Annotated in this window: 17 protein-coding genes; 4 read left to right on the top strand and 13 right to left on the bottom strand. The window is 71.4% G+C overall.

Going from position 1 to position 17784, the window contains the following annotated elements:
• Positions 1-113 precede the first annotated feature (113 nt).
• From CRP50_RS09855 to ubiA, 3 genes are all read right to left on the bottom strand, one after another.
• The gene (locus CRP50_RS09855; protein ID WP_097278997.1) at positions 114-785 is read right to left on the bottom strand and encodes a UdgX family uracil-DNA binding protein; all 672 of its coding nucleotides are present in this window, start codon (positions 783-785) and stop codon (positions 114-116) included.
• Between the two features lie 394 nt (positions 786-1179).
• On the bottom strand, positions 1180-1869 hold the full coding sequence (locus CRP50_RS09850) for a class I SAM-dependent methyltransferase (protein WP_097278996.1): 690 nt from the start codon (positions 1867-1869) through the stop codon (positions 1180-1182).
• Positions 1866-2801: a 4-hydroxybenzoate octaprenyltransferase gene (gene ubiA / locus CRP50_RS09845; protein ID WP_097278995.1), complete on the bottom strand. Its 936-nt coding sequence runs from the start codon at positions 2799-2801 to the stop codon at positions 1866-1868. Before ubiA ends, CRP50_RS09850 begins: the two co-directional genes overlap by 4 nt.
• 79 nt (positions 2802-2880) lie before the next feature.
• On the opposite strand from ubiA, the gene CRP50_RS09840 reads away from it, so the two are divergent.
• The 3 genes from CRP50_RS09840 (at position 2881) to CRP50_RS09830 (ending at position 7217) form a co-directional block, all read left to right on the top strand.
• Positions 2881-3642, top strand: a complete 762-nt coding sequence (locus CRP50_RS09840; RefSeq protein ID WP_097278994.1) for a 16S rRNA (uracil(1498)-N(3))-methyltransferase — start codon at positions 2881-2883, stop codon at positions 3640-3642.
• 43 nt (positions 3643-3685) lie between these two features.
• Positions 3686-5062, top strand: coding sequence for a glutamate--cysteine ligase (locus CRP50_RS09835; protein ID WP_097278993.1), 1377 nt, complete (start codon positions 3686-3688; stop codon positions 5060-5062).
• Between the two features lie 178 nt (positions 5063-5240).
• Positions 5241-7217: a methyl-accepting chemotaxis protein gene (locus CRP50_RS09830; RefSeq protein WP_097278992.1), complete on the top strand. Its 1977-nt coding sequence runs from the start codon at positions 5241-5243 to the stop codon at positions 7215-7217.
• Between the two features lie 72 nt (positions 7218-7289).
• On the opposite strand, the gene map is transcribed toward CRP50_RS09830, so the two are convergent.
• From map to CRP50_RS09780, 10 genes are all read right to left on the bottom strand, one after another.
• Positions 7290-8081, bottom strand: a complete 792-nt coding sequence (gene map / locus CRP50_RS09825) for a type I methionyl aminopeptidase (protein ID WP_097278991.1) — start codon at positions 8079-8081, stop codon at positions 7290-7292.
• Entirely contained in the window at positions 8075-8656 is a 582-nt protein-coding gene (locus CRP50_RS09820) for a TetR family transcriptional regulator (protein WP_097278990.1), read from the bottom strand. Before CRP50_RS09820 ends, map begins: the two co-directional genes overlap by 7 nt.
• Before the next feature lie 241 nt (positions 8657-8897).
• Positions 8898-11288, bottom strand: a complete 2391-nt coding sequence (locus tag CRP50_RS09815; RefSeq protein ID WP_176525107.1) for a PAS-domain containing protein — start codon at positions 11286-11288, stop codon at positions 8898-8900.
• An 81-nt stretch (positions 11289-11369) separates the two neighbouring features.
• The gene (locus CRP50_RS09810) at positions 11370-11762 is read right to left on the bottom strand and encodes a bactofilin family protein (RefSeq protein ID WP_097278988.1); all 393 of its coding nucleotides are present in this window, start codon (positions 11760-11762) and stop codon (positions 11370-11372) included.
• A 34-nt stretch (positions 11763-11796) separates the two neighbouring features.
• Complete coding sequence (locus CRP50_RS09805) at positions 11797-11979, bottom strand: hypothetical protein (RefSeq protein WP_097278987.1); 183 nt, start codon at positions 11977-11979, stop codon at positions 11797-11799.
• Positions 11980-12371: 392 nt separating this feature from the next.
• Positions 12372-13184 carry a rhomboid family intramembrane serine protease gene (locus CRP50_RS09800; RefSeq protein WP_097278986.1) on the bottom strand — a complete coding sequence of 271 codons (813 nt, stop codon included), beginning with the start codon at positions 13182-13184 and terminating at the stop codon, positions 12372-12374.
• 50 nt (positions 13185-13234) lie between these two features.
• Positions 13235-13900, bottom strand: a complete 666-nt coding sequence (locus CRP50_RS09795) for a DNA-3-methyladenine glycosylase family protein (RefSeq protein WP_097278985.1) — start codon at positions 13898-13900, stop codon at positions 13235-13237.
• A gap of 13 nt (positions 13901-13913) precedes the next feature.
• Positions 13914-14393 carry a hypothetical protein gene (locus CRP50_RS09790; RefSeq protein WP_097278984.1) on the bottom strand — a complete coding sequence of 160 codons (480 nt, stop codon included), beginning with the start codon at positions 14391-14393 and terminating at the stop codon, positions 13914-13916.
• Complete coding sequence (locus CRP50_RS09785) at positions 14390-15760, bottom strand: hypothetical protein (protein WP_097278983.1); 1371 nt, start codon at positions 15758-15760, stop codon at positions 14390-14392. The genes CRP50_RS09790 and CRP50_RS09785 overlap by 4 nt, the downstream gene beginning before the upstream one ends.
• 3 nt (positions 15761-15763) lie before the next feature.
• On the bottom strand, positions 15764-16408 hold the full coding sequence (locus tag CRP50_RS09780; protein WP_097278982.1) for a helix-turn-helix domain-containing protein: 645 nt from the start codon (positions 16406-16408) through the stop codon (positions 15764-15766).
• A 160-nt stretch (positions 16409-16568) separates the two neighbouring features.
• Between CRP50_RS09780 and folD the strand changes: the two genes are divergently transcribed.
• Entirely contained in the window at positions 16569-17465 is an 897-nt protein-coding gene (folD, locus tag CRP50_RS09775) for a bifunctional methylenetetrahydrofolate dehydrogenase/methenyltetrahydrofolate cyclohydrolase FolD (protein WP_097278981.1), read from the top strand.
• The last annotated feature ends 319 nt before the right edge of the window (positions 17466-17784 follow it).

Here is a 17784-nt window from a genome sequence, read left to right as displayed (position 1 = left end):
GGCCGTGAAGGACGGCGCCACGGCTACCGCCGTGCACGCCGTGGATGGCCGGCTCGGAGGCCGGCCATGACAAGTGAAGGGAGGAGCGGCGGTCGCCCCCTCCACCCCCAAAATCACCCCGCCAGCACCAGCGCCGCGCGTTTCAGGTCGGCGACGAAGGTGGCGAAGCTCTCCTCGCGCCGCGCCGGGTCGCGCTCGCGCAGCAGGGCCGAGGGGTGCAGCGTCGCCATCAGCTCCACCGCCGTGCCGCCGTCTTCCGCCGCCGCGCCCAGCGGGCGGTAGGGCAGCAGGTCGCCGCGGCGTTCCGTCACCTTGAACGCCGGCCCCATGAGCGCCTGCGCCGCCGTCGCGCCCATGGGCACCAGCAGGCGCGGGCGCACCGCCGCCATTTCCTGGCGCAGCCACGGGGTGCAGGCCTTGATCTCGCGGCTCGACGGCTTCCTGTGCAGGCGGCGCTTGCCGCGCGGCTCCCACTTGAAGTGCTTCACGGCATTGGTGACGTAGACCAGCTCGCGGTCGATGCCCGCGGCCTCCAGCGCCCGGTCGAGCAGCCTGCCGGCCGGGCCGACGAAGGGCGCGCCGGCCTCGTCCTCCTGGTCGCCCGGCTGCTCGCCGATCATCATCATGCGGGCCTGCGGCGGCCCGGCCCCGAACACCGTCTGCGTCGCGCTCTCGTAGAGCGGGCAGCCGCGGCAGCCGGCGGCGGCGCGGCGCAGGGCGTCGAGCGACTCCGCCTCCGGCCCGGACGGGAGGAAGGCCTCGGCGGTGGGGAAGGGGGCGGGCATGGCGGTCCTCCTCGCGGCGTGACACTGCCGGGGAAACGCCTGGGCACCGCCCAAAGAACGACCGCCGCCGGAGGGGCTCTCCGACGGCGGTCGATGTGGTGCGTCCGGTTCGCGCGGCCATCCCACCCGGTCATGGTCCGGGCTGGACGGATCCCGACGGCGCGCGACGGGACACCGGGTGACGGAACTTTTGAGGTTTTTTGACACAAAAGTCAAGACGGCAAGCCGCACTCAGTGCGTAATGCGCGCCGGAAGAGCGCCGTTTTCCACCGTTCGGCGCAGTCGGGTGAGCGTGCGCCTGCCCGGTTTCTCGGCCAGGTGGTCGGCGAGAGCAGTCGCGGTACGGTGCCACCGGCGGGGCGTGTACACCCGTCGCCGCCGACGGCCCGACGGCTCACACCGGCAGCACGCGGTAGACCACCGTGTCGCGGTGTGTCCGGTCCTCGAGGTCGAGGCTGGTCGGCACCGTGTAGGCGGCGAGGCGCTCCAGCCCGCTTTTCGGCAGGTAGCTGCGCCCGGGGTCGGCGATGACCACGAAGGCCCCGGCGGCGGCGCAGGCGCGCAGCCAGGGCATCATGCGGTCGGTCATGGGCTTCTCGTAACAGACGTCGCCGGCCGCCACCACGTCCCACGGGCCGCCGGGCCACGGGCAGCCGGGGCGGGCCATGGGGTCGTCGTCGCAGACCGTGACGGCGGCGCCGTTGGCGGCGGCGTTGAGCGCGATGGCGACGCGCGCCACGCCGTCGATCTCGGCCGCCTCCACGGCGCCGGCCCCGGCGGCGGCCAGCGCGACCGCCGTCAGGCCGCTGCCGGCCGCGAGGTCGAGCACCCGGCGGCGGCGGAACACGGCGGGATTGTCCAGCAGCCAGCGCGTCATGGCCTGGCCGCCGGGCCAGGCGAAGGCCCAGTAGGGCGGCGGCAGGGCGTTGTCGTCGAGGAAGTCCTGCGTCGCCTGCCACAGGGGCGTCACCTCGGTCGCCAGATGCAGGCGCACCTCGGGCACCAGGGGCGGCGCGGTGAGGACTGTTTGAGCGCGGATGAAGGCGGCGAGATCGACCACGGCCCCAGCCGCGCCGGTGCTCAAGCCGGGATCCCGGCGGTCAGCCGGCCGCCGATGGCGGCGGCCAGGAACAGCCAGCCGAACACGCGGTTCGACTTGAACTTGGCGAGGCAGTCGGCGCCGTCGTCGATGTCGACGTCCACCGCCTGCCACAGCAGGTGCAGGCAGGCCGCCGCCGCCAGCGGCCAGAAGGCCCAGCCGACTCCGGCCTGCCATGCCGCCAGCACGAACAGCGCGGCGGCGAGACCGTAGACCACGAAGAGGAACGGCACCGTGCGGCCACCCAGCGCCAGGGCGGAGGACTTCACGCCGATCAGCACGTCGTCCTCCTTGTCCTGGTGGGCGTAGATGGTGTCGTAGCCGAGCGTCCAGAACAGGCCGCCGACGTACATCAGCACCGCCGGCAGCGACAGCTCGCCGGTCACCGCCACCCACCCGAGCAGGGCGCCCCAGTTGAAGGTGAGGCCGAGCCACACCTGCGGCCAGTAGGTGACGCGCTTCATGAACGGATAGGCGCCGACCAGCAGCAGCGACCCGGCCCCCAGCGCGATGGCGGTGCCGTTCAACTGCACCAGGATCAGCAGGCCGGTCAGCAGTTGCAGGCAGAGGAACAGCACCGCCTGCCGCACGCTGACGTCGCCCGAGGGGATGGGGCGGCCGGCGGTGCGGGCGACACGGCCGTCGAAGTCGCGGTCGGCGATGTCGTTGACCGTGCATCCCGCCCCGCGCATGACCACGGCACCGACGCAGAACAGCGCCATCAGCCACAGGTCGGGCCACGTGCCGGCGGTGCCGGCCAGGGTGATGCTCCACAGGCCGGGCAGCAACAGCAGCCATGTGCCGATGGGCCGGTCCAGCCGCATCAGCTTCAGGTAGGGGCGCATCTGCGCGGGGGCCAGCCGGTCGATCCAGCCGCCCACCGGCATGTCGCCGACGAGAGGTTTGCCATTCGCCATGGGGCTAGTCATATCTAATCGCCCGTCGCCGCTCAAGCTGCCGTCTCTCTCTGTCCGTCCGCCGGAGGTATCCGCCGTCATGACCGTTCCGCTGCGCCCCAAGTACCGCCTGTTCGTGGACGCTCCGCTGGCGGCCGGCGTTGCGGTGCCGCTGACGCAGGGCCAGGCGCACTACCTCGGCACCGTCATGCGGGCCAAGGCCGGCGAGGCGGTGGCGGTGTTCAACGGCCGCGACGGCGAATGGCGCGCCGAGGTGGCGGAGCTGGCCCGCAAGGGCGGCACCCTGGCCGTCGCCGAGTCCCTGCGCCCGCAGGCGGCGGAGCCGGACCTGTGGCTGCTGTTCGCGCCGCTGAAGAAGGACGCGACGGACATGGTGGTGGAGAAGGCGACCGAGCTGGGGGCGGCCCGCCTGATGCCCGTCATGACCGACAACACCAACGCCAGCCGGATCAATACGGAACGCGCCCGCGCCAATGCGGTGGAGGCCGCCGAACAGTGCGAGCGCCTGACCGTGCCCGAGGTCGCCGAGGCCGCGCCCTTGGCCCGCGTGCTGGCGGAGTGGGACCCGGCGCGGCCGCTGCTGGTGTGCGACGAGACCGGCGGCGGGGAGCCACTTGCCGCCGCCGCTGCGCGACTCGCCGGTGCCACTCTCGGCCTGTTGATCGGGCCGGAGGGCGGATTCTCGCAGTCGGAACTTGACCTCTTGCGGCGGACATCCTTTGTTTTGCCGGTCGGCCTCGGTCCCCGCGTCCTGCGGGCCGAGACGGCCGCCCTCGCCGCGCTCGCCGTGCTGCAAGCCGTCGCCGGCGACTGGCGTTCCGGCGGCCCCGCCTTCCGCTGAGCTGTCCTTTTCCGTTTCCTCCTGTTCGGAGCCTCGACCTTCCATGTCCGGACCCTCCAAGCCCAACCTCCAGCCCATCACCGGGCGCGACGACCTCGTGGCGTGGCTGGAGAGCGGCAACAAGCCGCAGGATCAGTGGCGCATGGGCACCGAGCACGAGAAGTTCGCCTATCGCCTGTCGGACAAGACGGCGCTGCCCTACGCCGATCCGAACGGCGGCCCCGGCATCCGCGACATGCTGGAAGGCCTGCAGGCCTACGGCTGGCAGCCGGTGGAGGAGAACGGCAACGTCATCGCCATGACGCGCGACGACGGCGGCTCCATCTCGCTCGAACCGGGCGGCCAGCTGGAACTGTCGGGCGCGCCGCTGGAAACCGTGCACCAGACCTGCACCGAGGTCACCACGCATCGCAAGCAGGTCCGCGAAGTGGCGGAAAAGCTCGGCGTCGGCCTCATCGGCCTCGGCTTCGCGCCGACCTGGCGGCGCGAGGACATGCACTGGATGCCCAAGGGCCGCTACGCCATCATGCGCAACTACATGCCCAAGGTCGGCACCCTCGGCCTCGACATGATGCTGCGCACCTGCACCGTGCAGGTGAACATGGACTACGCCTCCGAAGCGGACATGGTGAAGAAGTTCCGCGTCGCGACGGCCCTGCAGCCGGTGGCGACGGCGCTGTGGGCCAACTCGCCCTTCACCGAGGGCAAGCCCAACGGCTGGCGCAGCTACCGCGCCCACATCTGGACCGACACCGACAACAACCGCGCCGGCCTGCCCGAGTTCGCCTTCGAGGACGGCTTCGGCTTCGAACGCTACGTCGACTACCTGCTCGACGTGCCCATGTACTTCGTCGCCCGCGACGGACGCTACATCGACGTCGCCGGCCGCTCGTTCCGCGACTTCCTCGAGGGCAAGCTGCCCGAACTGCCGGGCGAGACGCCGACGGTCGGCGACTGGGCCGACCACGCCTCCACCGCCTTCCCCGACGTGCGGTTGAAGAAGTACATGGAGATGCGGGGCTCCGACGGCGGGCCGTGGAGCCGCCTGTGCGCCCTGCCGGCCTTCTGGGGCGGCCTGCTCTACGACTCCGACGCCCTCGACGAAGCCTGGCATCTGGTCAAGGACTGGACGCCGGAAGAGCGCCGCGCCCTGCACGCCGGGGTTCCGGTGACGGCGCTGAAGACCCCCTTCCGGTCCGGCACCGTGCAGGACCTGGCGCTGGACGCCTTGCGCATCGCCCGCGCCGGACTGGGTCGTCGCGGCCGACTGTCGGCAGACGGGATGGACGAGAGCGGCTTCCTCGAGCCGCTGCAGCGCATCGCCGAAAGCGGCATGAGCCCCGCCGACGAGCTTCTGGACGCCTACCAGAACCGCTGGAACGGCAGCCTGGAGCCCTTGTGGGCCGCATATGCCTACTAGTGTATACAGCCTGGGCGTGAAAGGCGAACTGTCGCTCCTCACCAGCGCGTGCGGCATGTGATTTTCTGCGGCCCGTGCTGGAATCCCCCATACCGTTTGGTATAAATTGAGCCGAGCGACCCGCCTTTCGGATTAGGCTTAAAAGAGGTCGCCGGCCCGGGGGAAGAAAGGCGCCAGCATGCTCTCCACCCTTCGCATCCGCACCCGGCTCTATGCCGGGTTCTTCGCGGTCCTCGCGCTGCTCGCCCTGGTGGCGGCGGCGTCCATCTGGGTGTTCGGGTCGGTCAGCACCTCCTTCGAGCGTTTCGCCGGCTCCGCCCAGGGCGCGGTTCTGAGTGTGCAACTGGACCGGGCGACGGCGCTGTTCGACCGCCGCGTGAGCGATTACCTGCGCGAACCGTCCGACGAGGCCCTGGCCGCGCTCGGCGACAGTCGCGCCGGCCTCAGCGCCCGCATCTCCGAATTCCAGGCCGCCGCCACCGCCGGTCAGGCGGCGCAGCATGCGGCCGACATCGCCGCGGCCTACGACGACTATCTCGCCACCCTCGACCCCGCCATGTCGCTGGTGTCCCGCCGCGTCGACATTTCCACCGGCGTGCTCGGCTCCACCGCCCAGGCGCTGGTGGAGGAAGCCCGCCTGCACGCCGAGGAATCGAGCGCCGAAGGCATCGCCAACGACGTGGCGGTGGCGGGCCAGCTCATCCAGCATACCCTGCAGGCGCAGATGGCCGTGACCAGCTACCTGCTGCGGCCGACCGAGGAGGCCTTCACCGGCATCTGGGACGAGCTGTTCAAGGTGGACGAGGCCATCGCCCAGCTGCCCGAGGCTGAAATGGCCACCACCCTCTACGAGCAGTACCTGGAGGGCGTGAACGAGCTGTCGGGCGTCATCGGCGAGCTGCAGTCGGCGCAGGCGCAGCTGGAACGGCACGGCGCCGTCATCACCGACCACACCGAGCAGGTGAAGACCGAGTCCCTGGCCGCCGAAGCCGCCATCAAGAAGGACACCGACGGCCAGTTGAGCGCGGCCAATTCGTGGGTGATCGGCCTCACCGTCGCCAGCCTGGTGCTCGGGGGCGCCGCCGCCTTCCTCATCGGCCGCTCCATCGCCGGCCCGGTCACCGCCATGACCGCCGCCATGCGCCGCCTGGCGGCCGGCGAGCTGACGGTGGAAGTGCCGGCCGACGGCAACAAGGACGAGATCGGCGAAATGGCCGCCGCCGTGCGCATCTTCCGCGACAACGCCCGCGAGGTGGAGCGCCTGCAGTCCGAGCAGGCCGAGACCCGCCGCCGCGAGGAGGAGAACCGCCGCCGCGCCATGCTCGGCATGGCCGACGAGCTGGAGGAAAGCGTCGCCGGCGCCATCGGCGCCATCACCACCTCGGCCTCGCAGATGCAGTCGACGGCCGAAGCCATGTCGGCGACGGCGCACGACACCAACCGCCAGGCCGCCACGGTCGCGACCGCCACCATGCAGGCGTCGTCCAACGTCGAGACGGTGGCCGCCGCCGCCGAGGAACTGTCGGCCTCCATCTCCGAGATCAGCCGCCAGGTCACCCAGTCGGCCGCCATCGCCCGCTCCGCCGTGGGGCAGGCGGCGCAGGCCAACGATCAGGTGGCGGGCCTGCTGGAAGCGACCCGGCGCATCGGCGAGGTGGTCAGCATGATCACCGACATCGCCGAACAGACCAACCTGCTGGCCCTGAACGCCACCATCGAGGCGGCGCGCGCCGGCGAGTCGGGCAAGGGTTTCGCGGTGGTCGCCAACGAGGTGAAGAACCTCGCCAACCAGACCGGCCGCGCCACCGAGGAGATCGGCCAGCAGATCGCCGCCGTCCAGGCGGCGACGCAGAGCGCGGTGGACGCCATCAAGGGCGTCACCGGCACCATCGACCAGATCAACGAGATCGCCTCCGCCATCGCCTCGGCGGTGGAGGAACAGGGGGCCGCGACGCAGGAAATCGCCCGCAACACCCAGGAAGCCGCCCGCGGCACGCACGAGGTGTCGTCCACCATCGGCGGCGTCACCCAGGCGGCCGGCGAAACCGGCGAGGCGGCCGGGCAGGTGCTGCAGTCGGCGACCCAGCTACACAGCCGCGCCGAGGAACTGCAATCGGCCGTCGACCGCTTCCTGAAGCGCGTCCGCGCCGGCTGATCGGCCGGCGCGCCTCGGTGGCGTGAGCGCGGTTCGGCAGGCGCGGCAAAGGCCGCGCCCGCGCTCTCCGGGTCACACCGTCAGGATTTCGTACCCCGTCTCCGTCACCAGCACCGTGTGCTCGAACTGGGCCGACAGGCTGCGGTCGCGGGTGACCACGGTCCAGCCGTCGGGCAGGATGCGCACGGCCGGCTTGCCGATGGTCAGCATGGGCTCGATGGTGAAGATCATGCCGGGTTCCATCATCTCCCCCGTGCCGGCACGGGCGACGTGGTGCACGTCCGGCAGGGCATGGAAGACGCGGCCGACGCCGTGGCCAATGAACTCCCGCACCACGCCGTAGCCGCCCGCCCCTTGGGCATGTGCGAGCACAGCGGCGCCGATGTCGCCCATGCGGCCGCCCGGGCGCACCGTCGCGATGCCCGCCAGCATGGCGCCGCGCGTCGCCTCGATGAGGCGGCGGGCCTCGGGCGTCGCCTCGCCGACCACGTACATGCGGCTCGAATCGCCGTGCCAGCCGTCCAGTTTCGGCGTCACGTCGATGTTGAGGATGTCGCCGTCGCGCAAGGTCTGGCGGTCGCTCGGGATGCCGTGGGTGACCACGTGGTTCACCGAGATGCACGACGCATGACGGTAGCCGCGATAGCCGATGGTCGCCGGCACCGCGCCGTGGTCGCGCATGAAGGTCTCGCACAGGGCGTCGAGCGTCGCCGTGGTGACGCCCGCCCGCACCTCGCCGCCGATGAAATCGAGGGTCCGCGCCGCCAGGGCGCAGGCGCGGCGCATGGCGGCGATGTCGGCAGCGTCGTGCAGCGGGATGCCACAGGCGTTGATCTGGTCGGGACGGTAGCCGCTCCTCAGCATGCCACGACCTCCGCCCCGGCCGGCAAGGCGCGCGGCAGCAGGCCGGGCAGCCACGGCGGCAGCGGCTCGCCGCCGCGCAGGTAGGGGCGCAAGAGGGCGATGGGGCCGTCGAACACGGCATAGCGCCAGAACGCCACGTCCTCCTCGCCGGCGGCACCGATGCGGCGGCAGAAGGCGAGGAAGGCGTCGTCCAGTTCGCCCTGGGCCGCCTCCACCGCCGCCCGCAGGTCCTCGGGCGGGGCGGCGCCGATCAGGTCTTCCGTCTCGTGCGGCAGCAGGAAGGCGGCCTCCACCGGATGCGCCGCCGCCCAGCGCACCAGCGCCTGCGCCGCCGCCGCCCCGTCGCCGGCCGCCAGACGGGGCAGCAGGGCGGCCCGCAGGCCGGCATGCACGTCGAGCCACGCCCGGGCCACCAGGGCGTCACGCGACGCGAAGCGATGATAGATCGACCCGCTCGGCGCGCCGGCGGCCCGCGCGATGGCAGCGATGGTCGCCGCCTGCGGCCCACCACGGGCGATGAGGCCGACGGCCGCCGTCAAGAAGGCGTCGTCGGTGAACTTGGCTGTGCGGACCATGGGACTCCTGTCGGCACGGGGTGCGGAACAGGAAATAGAATGCGCGTTCTAGAATGTTGGATCAAGGAGGTTTGAGCCACCAAGACATCAAGGACACCAAGGCTGCCGCGCGGCGGCAGGGGCGAGGGAGGGGAGGCCCTCCCTCGCGCTCCCTCCCGTCACTATGGACGGGGTTCATCCGACCGAAGCCGTTGCACGACCTCCTTGGTGTCTTGGTGTCTTGGTGGTTAAGAAAACCGGCTCACCCGCCGCTCAACGCCGCGATGATGGCCGCCTTCAGGTCGTGCACGGGCAGCGGCTTGTGCAGCAGGGGGAAGCCGCTCGCCAGGGTGGCGCGCAGGATTTCCGGGGCGGTGTCGCCGGTGAGCAGGATGCCGGGGATGGGGCCGCCCATGCAGGCCTGCACGCGGGCGATGGCGTCGATGCCCGTCATGCCCTCCTCCAGGCGGTAGTCGGACAGGATGACGTCGGGCACCACCTCGGCGGCGCGCACGGCCCGCACCGCCTCGTCCACCGTGCAGCCGGTGATGACGCGGTAGCCCTGCTGGGTGAGCGAGGCCTCGATGCCTTCCAGGATGTCGGGCTCGTCGTCGATGGCGAGGATCACCACGCCCTGCAGGTCGACGTCTTCCAGGTCGGCGTCCTCGTCCTCCACCACCGCGGCGGGGGCGCTGAGGTCGAGCGGGACTGCCACCGCGAAGCACGACCCCTGGCCCGGCACCGAGCGCACGGTGATGGGGTGGCCGAGCAACTGGGCGAGGCGGTCGACGATGGCGAGGCCGAGGCCGAGGCCCTCGCGGCGGTTGCGGGCGGCGTTGTCGACCTGATGGAATTCCTGGAAGATCAGCGGGATATGGCCTTCGTCGATGCCGATGCCGGTGTCCCACACCTCGATCCGGGCGACCGCCCCCTGGCGCCGCACGCCCAACAGCACGCGCCCCTCGACACTGTAGCGGATGGCGTTGGTGAGGAAGTTGCCGATGATGCGTTCCAGCAGCGTCTGGTCCGACAGGGCGACCAGGCTGGTGCGCGCCAGCCGCAGGGTGAGGTCCTTCTCCTGCGCGATGGGACCGTATTCCAGCATCAGGCGGTCGAGCAGGCGGCCGAGCGGGAAGCTGGTGATCACCGGCTCCACCATGCCGGCCTCCAGCTTGGAGATGTTCAGGAGCCCGTTCAGCAGGTCGCCGAGGGCGGTGGTGGACCGCTCGATCTTGCCGATGATCTCGCGCACCGCCGGCGAATGCTCCATGCCCGACAGCGCGTGGATGAACAGGTTGAGCGCCTGGATGGGCTGGCGCAGGTCGTGGCTGGCGGCGGCCAGGAAGCGCGTCTTGTCGGCGTTGGCCTTCTCGGCGACGGCGGTCGCCTGCTGCAGGCTGTCCTGGATGCGGCGCATCTCGGTGATGTTGCGCACGCAGACCAGCGCCTCGTCGAAGGCCTTGGCGGCGATGCGGGCGTCGAACCATTGCGGCTGGCCGTCGTGGTCGAGGCTGGCGTACTGCACCCGCTGCGGCAGGCCGGTCGCCACCGCCGCCCGCACGCCGGCCAGCAACTGGTCGGCGGTCGTTTCGGGCAGCAGTTCTCCGAGCTTGCGGCCGGGCGGCGTATGGGCGGGGAAGGGCAGGTCCTCGTGGTCGGGCGACAGGATCTCGCGCAGCGAGCCGTCGGCGCCGACGGTGAGCAGCAGGTCGGGCACGGCCTCGATGATGGCGCGGCTCTGCGCCTGCATCTCGGCCAGGCGCTCGGCGGTGCCGGCCAGTTCGGCGCCCTGTTCCTCCAGCGTCGCCTGCACCATCTCCAGTTCCGAGATGGTGGCTTCCAGGGTCTGGCCGCGGAAGACGAGCTGGCGCTCCTTCTCCTTCAGGTCGGTGATGTCGGTCAGCACCGTCACCGTGCCGCCGTCGCGAGTGCGGCGCTCCTTGATGAGGTAGCTGCGACCGTGGACGTAGTCGAGCACCCGCTCGCACACCGGCTGGCGGCGGTCCTTCACCCAGCGCTCGACCAGTTCCGCGCCGGTCTCCTCCAGCAGCAGGCGGCCGGAGTGCACCAGGTCCTCCAGCACGGTCCGCAGGGAGGACCCGTAGGCGGGCTGGTGGTCGAGGCCTTCCATCAGGTCGGCGAAGCGGTGGTTGAACATGACCAGCCGCTCGGTCTGGTCCCAGAAGGCGAAGCCGTCGGCGGTGTTGTTGACGGCGTCTTCCAGGCGCAGCTGCACCAGCTTGGCGTCGGTGATGTCGGCCCAGTGGCCGACCGAGCCGCCGTCGGACGTGCGGCGGATCTTGATCTGGATCCACCGCCCGTCGGCCAGCCGCTGCTCCAGCGGCTCATAGGCGCCGCGGCGGTGGAAGGCCAGCATCTCGGCCAGCCAGTCCTCGGGGTGATAGGCGGCCTGCTCGCCGGCGATCTCGCCGTTTTCCAGCTCGAGGCGGAGGATCTCCTCCAGCGTCAGGCCGATCAGCTCGTCGACCGCCTGGAAGGACAGGTAGGTGTAGCGGAATTGCCCGTTGCACCACACCAGCCGCTCGTCGGCGTCGAACACCGCGAGGCCGATGCGCAGGGCGTTGATGGCCGCCAGGACGTCGACGGCGGGCGCGGCGAAGCCGGCGGCCGGAACGGTATCGCGAACGGGCAAAGGTGCCGCTCCCCACTGCTGCACTTTAGGGGGAGAACCATACACCCGGGGGCAGGGCGAGGGCCAGCGCGGTCCCGCGGATCAGCCCGCGACGAGCCGCGCGCGCAAGGGGCGGGCGGTGCGCGCCGCGCTGCCGGAGCCGCCGTTCTGCAAGGCGGGCACGGCGGTCGGGCGGCATTCGGCCTCGAAGCGGCCACCGGCGGCGACGCCCAGGCGCTCGTATTCCACCACGCCCGACAGGAAGCCCTCGGGCGCCACGGTGACGGAGGCGGCGCGGAGGGAGCCGGTGACGCTGCCGGCCACCTCGGCCTGCTCGGCGGTGACGGTGCCGATGAGGCTGCCGCGGGCGCCGACCGCCAGGGCGCCCACCGAAACCTCGCCGTCGACGCGGCCGTCGATCTGCAGGCGACCGGGGCCGCTGACGGACCCGGTGACGATCAGGTCGGCGGCGAAGTGGGAACGACTGGTGGTCATGCGTCCTCTCGAGAGCCGGTGGTGGAACAAGCGGTCAGGCGTGCGATCCGTCGGAACACCCGCTGACCGCGTCCTGCGCTTCCCACGGGCTTAGGTCGGGGCGGACCGCCATGACGGCGCGAACCGCGGCCCGCCGCGCCGCGAGGCTGTCCCGACCGGACCGGCGGGCATCCTCCATGGCGCGGTTGATGAGGTTCTTCAGATCCCCGTACTGCATCGTCGCAAATCCTCAAGCGTCGGCGGCGGGCGGATTGTCCGCCCGGACCACCGGTGGCACTCCAAGTCGATCTGCCGACGGGCACCGCCACGTCGCGGCTTCGATACGATCATAGCCGCGCCATCTCGACCTACCATCGTTCGCAGGGGGCGCGACGTGACCGCCGTCACTCGCGGCAGGCGGCGGATAAGGCACCGACTGAAGGTCGGAAAGCAAGATGCTGTGATTCAACGACATCGTCGGCTGTTGCAGTTCTGCAACAGCGCCTTGGCAAAAAGGAGGTAGGGGTGATTGGGGCTGGTCGCGCCCCACCCCGGCCGGGCGGGCCGGCGCGACTCGCCGGAAATCCTCGGGTGCCTGCCGCGGGCGGGCCGCAAGTGCTTGAGGATGCTCTAATAGCGGTCCCACGGACCGCGCGGGCGGCGGTGGTGCTCGGCCGGGGCCACGGGGGGCACGCTGCCGGTCCGGCGCCGCAGCGGCGGCGGCCGGCTGACCTCGAAGGCGCGCGAGCGGGAGCCGGCGAACAGCGGCACCCCGCGCTGGCGGAACACCAGGATGAGCACGCTGCCGGCGACGAAGCCGCCGATGTGGGCGAGGAAGGCGACGCCGCCCTGGTCGATGGGGGCCGAGGCGCCGGAAATGAACTGCATCACGAACCAGCCGCCCAGCACCACCATGGCCGGCACGTTGATGATGCGGAAGATGATGATGATCCACAGGAAGACCTTCACGTTGGCCTTCGGGTGGAGCAGCAGGTAGGCCCCGAGCACCCCGGCGATGGCGCCCGAGGCGCCGACCATGGGGATCACCGACTCGGGGGCCGGCACGCTCTGGGCCAGCGCCGCCAGCGCGCCGCACAGCAGGTAGAAGACGAGGAAGCGGCCGTGGCCCATGCTGTCCTCGACGTTGTTGCCGAAGATCCACAGGTACAGCATGTTGCCGCCGAGATGCAGCCAGCCGCCGTGCATGAACATGCTCGACACCACGCTCAGCCAGCCGGGAATGACGTCGAGTTCGGGCGGCAGGGACTTGATGCCGAACAGCACCGCCGGCACCACGCCGTAGGAGTAGAGCGCCGCCCGTTGGTCCATCGGCCCCAGGCTCTGCTGCCACAGGAAAACGGCGATGCACAAGCCCATCATCGTCCAGGTGACGAAGGGCGTGCGGCGGGTCGGGTTGTCGTCGGCGATGGGCAGGAACAGCATGGGAAGAAGGTGCGGCCTGCCCTGCCGCGCTGCAACCGCTAAGCGGCCCGTCAGGTCTTTTTTCCGCTTTCCGTCATGGGAATGCCGGCGCCTGTGCGGTTCTTCAGCACGCCGCCGTACCACCGCCACAACAACAGCGACGCCGCCGAGCGATGGGGCCGCCAGCCTTCGCCCAGCACTTCCAGTGTGGCGGCGTCGGGCCGCTTCGGCAACTCGAACAGGCCGGCGCAGGCGGCCTGCAGGGCGAGATCGCCGACCGGCCACACGTCGGGCCGGCCGAGCGCGAACATGAGGTAGATGTCCACCGTCCACGGCCCGATGCCGGGCAGCGGCAGAAGGGCGCGGCGCACGTCGTCGTCGGGCAGGGCGGCGAGGCCGTCGACGTCGAGCCGCCCCTCGGCCACCTCGCGGGCGAGCGCCACGGCGTAGCGTCGCTTGGGCTTGGACAGGCCACAGGCGGTCAGCGCCTCGTCGGTGGCGGCGGCGATGGCGGCGGGGTCGGGCGCGGCGCCGTAGGCGGTGGTCACCTTGGCCCAGATGGCGGCGCCGGCGGCGGTCGAGACCTGCTGGTCGACGATGACGCGCAGCAGCGTGCCGAACCCGGCCTCGCGCACCCGCGGCTCGGGCGGGCCGACGTCGCGCAGGGCACGGGCGAGGCGCGGGTCGCGCTCGGCCAGCAGGGCGAGGGCGTCGGTCAGGCTGTCGGCGTCGCGCATGGCGGCGCCTGCCTCAGAACTGCAGGGCGACGACGCGCCCGTCGGAGACCTTGCAGTCGGCATAGCCGCCGGAGCTGATGCGGCCGGGGGCGGCGGTGCGGATGTCGCAGGTCATGCTGCGGCCGCGGTCGCCGATGAGCAGGGCGCCGGCCCGGCTGGTGCGCTCCGGCCCCTCGAACAGCACGCCGGTGCCATAGCCGACGCCGCGCCGGCTGCCCCAGCCGAAGCCGGTGCCGAGGGCGAAGCCGGCTTCCGGTTCGGTGCGCTCGTGGATGACCTTGCCGCGGAACTGCTCGCCGTCGGGCAGGGTGACGAAAGCGAGCGGCGTCGGCCAGCCGACGTCCTGCTCCACCGTCATCACCGCCTGCCCGGCGGGCTGGCCGTTCAGCCCGGTGACGACGCCCGTGCCCTGCACCGGCGGGCTGGCGCAGGCGGCCAGCGCCAGCGGCGCGAGCAGCACGAGGGCGGCGGCGGGGAAGCGGGGGAACCTCATGGCGCGAAAGCCTTCTCCAGGTCGCCGAGGATGATGTCGTAGGCCTCGGGCGAAATGCGGTGGGCATGCTCGGGCAGGATTTCCAGGCGGTAGCTGCCGCCGAGCCGCTCGGCCGCCGCCGCCACCGCCGGCGCGTAGCCGCGGGCGCCGACGCCGCGGAAGCAGCAGGCGTCGTACTGGTTGAGGATCTGCACCTGCCGCCGCCCGGCCCCGGCGGCGCCGAGGACGTAGAGATCGAGATAGGATGCCAGGCGGTAGATGTCAGCCGCCCGCTGTTCCCAGTCCTGCGGATCGTTGGGCGGCAGGATGGCGAGATGCACCGGCAGGCTGCCCGCCACCGGATAGCTCGCCCGGATGCGCGGATCGAGCGCGGCGGCCAGCGTCACCGTCCAGCCGCCGCCCGAAATGCCGGCGGCGGCGATGCCGGTATAGCCGTCGAGCAGGGCCTGGTTCACCGCCACCACCAGCGGTTCCACGAACAGGCGGACGGGCGAGAAGTCCTCGCTCTCCAGCCACTGGAACGTCTCGTGGTCGCGCAGGGGCGGCAGGGTGCCGTGCAGGGGCGTCTCCACCCGCGCCGGAGTGACGTTGGGGTCGCGGTGCGGCATGGAGAAGCCGGTGACGCCGTAGCCGGCGGCCAGCAAGCGGCGGATCGCCTCCCGCGCCGGCTCGGCGAACAGGCCGCCGACGTGGCCGTGGTTGTAGAGCACCAGGCGGCCGTTGGGCTGCGGCGCCACGAAGTGGTAACCGATGGCGCCGTAGCCGTGCGGCAGGGCGAGGCTGAAGCGGTCGATCTGCGCAGCGCCGACGTCGGCGAGGCGGGGCTCGGACACCTCGCGCTCGGTGACGTCGAAGACCTTGGCGGCGGGCAGGGCCTCCGCCCCGAAGATGCGCGCGGTCAGGCGGTCGCGCAGGGCCTCCGCCGCCGTCGCGGTATGAACGTGGATGAGTTCCGCCGCCCGATCCGGGTCGGAATAGGGCGTGTCGGGCATTTCGGTGAAGGGGCGCGGGTCGGCGCCGACGTCCTCGCGCTGGGCCAGCAGGGCGTCGCTCTTGACCACCAGGAACACCACCGCCGCCACGTTGGCCGCCGCGAACAGGGTGCGCAGCCAGCCCTGGGCAGTGGCACCGCGCAGCACCAGGGCCGCCGCCCCGACCAGCAGGTTCACCGCCGCCGCGGCGAAGCCGACCTGATAGGCGACCCGCCGCTCCACCAGCCAGCCGAAGACCGCCGCCTCCTTCTTGTCGCCGAGGCCGAGCGGGATCGCCCAGAACACCGCCAGCCCGAAGGCGAGCGCCGCCACGAAGCACAGCAACGCCACCAGGGCGAGGCCGCCGGCGCGGCGTCCGCGGCGCGGGTAGGGCATGGCCTAGTCGACCTCGCGGGCGTGGACCATGACCGACAGCATGCGGATGGGCAGCTTGCGCAGCTCCTCCGGCCCGTGCGGCGCCTCGGCGTCGAAGAACAGGCTGTCGCCCGGCCCCATCTCGTAGATCTTCTGGCCGTGGCGGTAGACCACCTCGCCCTCGATCAGATAGAGGAACTCGAACCCCGCATGCTGGAAGGTCGACGAGATGTCGGTCATCTCGGTCAGGGTGATGAGGTAGGGCTCGACGGCGATGTGCTTGCCGATGGAATGGCCGAGCAGGGCGTAGTGGTGCCCCGCCTTGGTGCCGCGGCGGTCGATGTTCAGCCCCTGGCCGGCCTTCACGAAGGTGGCGTCGCGCTGTTCCTCGAACTTGCGGAAGAAGCTGGTGACGGGGGTGTTGAGCGCCCGCGACAGGCTCTGCAGGGTCGACAGCGACGGCGAGGTCTGGCCGTTCTCGATCTTCGACAGCATGCCGGGCGACAGGTCCGCCTGGCGCGCCAGTTCCACCACCGTCATGCCGAGGCGGGTGCGGAACTCGCGCACCTGCAGGCCGATGGCGCTTTCCAGCGAGTTGCCGTCGCGGCCGCGCGGTTCGGTGCGCGGCGTCTGGGCCAGGGGAGCGGGGGGGCGGGCGTCGCTGTTCAAGGAGATCGTGTCCGTCCGTCGAAGATGCTTGCGGCCTGGACTATAAGGCGAACCGGAGCATCCCGGAAGGGCCGCGCACGGCGGCGCCCGCTTGCCCCACGGTGCGCGGCGGAGTATAGGGGCGCCAGTCGTCCACAACCCCTCGGCCGGAGACCTCCCCATGACGCAGGCGACCCTCATCGACGGCAAGGCTTTCGCCCTCACCGTGCGCGAGCGCGTGGCGAAGGCGGCCCAGGTGCTGAAGGACCGCGACGGCATCCACCCCGGCCTCGCCGTGGTGCTGGTGGGCGAGGACCCGGCCAGCCAGATCTACGTGCGCAACAAGCACAAGGCGACGGTCGAGGCCGGCCTGCACAGCTTCGAGCACCGCCTGCCGGCCGAGGCCACCGAGTCCGAGCTGCTGGCCCTGGTCGCCCAGTTGAACGAGGACCCGCGCGTCAACGGCATCCTGGTGCAGCTGCCGCTGCCGAAGCAGATCGACGAGGCCGCCGTCATCGCCGCCATCCACCCCGACAAGGACGTCGACGGCTTCCACGTCATCAACGCCGGCCGCCTGTGGACCGGCGGCGCCGGCACCGTGCCGTGCACGCCGCTCGGCTGCCTGCAGCTGCTCAAGCACCACGTCGGCAACCTGAGCGGCAAGAAGGCGCTGGTGATCGGCCGCTCCAACATCGTCGGCAAGCCCATGGCCGGGCTGCTGCTGAACGAGAGCTGCACGGTCACCGTCGCCCACTCGCGCACCGCCGACCTGGCGGCCGAGGTGGCGCAGGCCGACATCGTGGTCGCCGCCGTCGGCCGGCCGCGCATGGTGAAGGGCGAATGGCTGAAGCCGGGCGCGGTGGTCATCGACGTCGGCATCAACCGCATCGACGCCGGCGACGGTAAGACCAAGGTGGTCGGCGACGTCGACTTCGACTCCGCGGTGGAGCGCGCCGGCGCCATCACGCCGGTGCCGGGCGGCGTCGGCCCCATGACCATCGCCATGCTGCTCTACAACACCCTGCGCGCCACCTGCCTCCAGGCCGGCGTGGCCGTGCCGGCGGAACTGGACGCCTAAGGGGCGTCACCTTTCACGGCTACCGTTCGGGGCGCCGTGGATTGTATGTTGGCGTCGCTCTCTGAGATGAGAGAGTAGGATGCCGGCGGCATTTCGGACGTGGATTGGTCTTGCGACCGAGGGCATCTCGAAAGCCGCCGGCATCACGGTCTTACACGCGAACGGAAGTCTGGGCATAACCCGCATACAATCCGGCGTGCGGACCCTTCCCCTATGGTGCGGGAGGTCGAAATGACGGACAAGCTCTATTACGGTGTCGACGTCTCGAAGGACTGGATCGACGTTTCCGACCACCTCGGCGGCTCAGGCGCGCGACTGC

Origin of the sequence: Caenispirillum bisanense (assembly GCF_900230255.1) — a bacterium.
GTDB lineage: Bacteria > Pseudomonadota > Alphaproteobacteria > Rhodospirillales > Rhodospirillaceae > Caenispirillum > Caenispirillum bisanense_A.
Note: the sequence above shows the minus strand (reverse complement) of the source record. Positions and strands in the feature narration are given on the sequence as shown.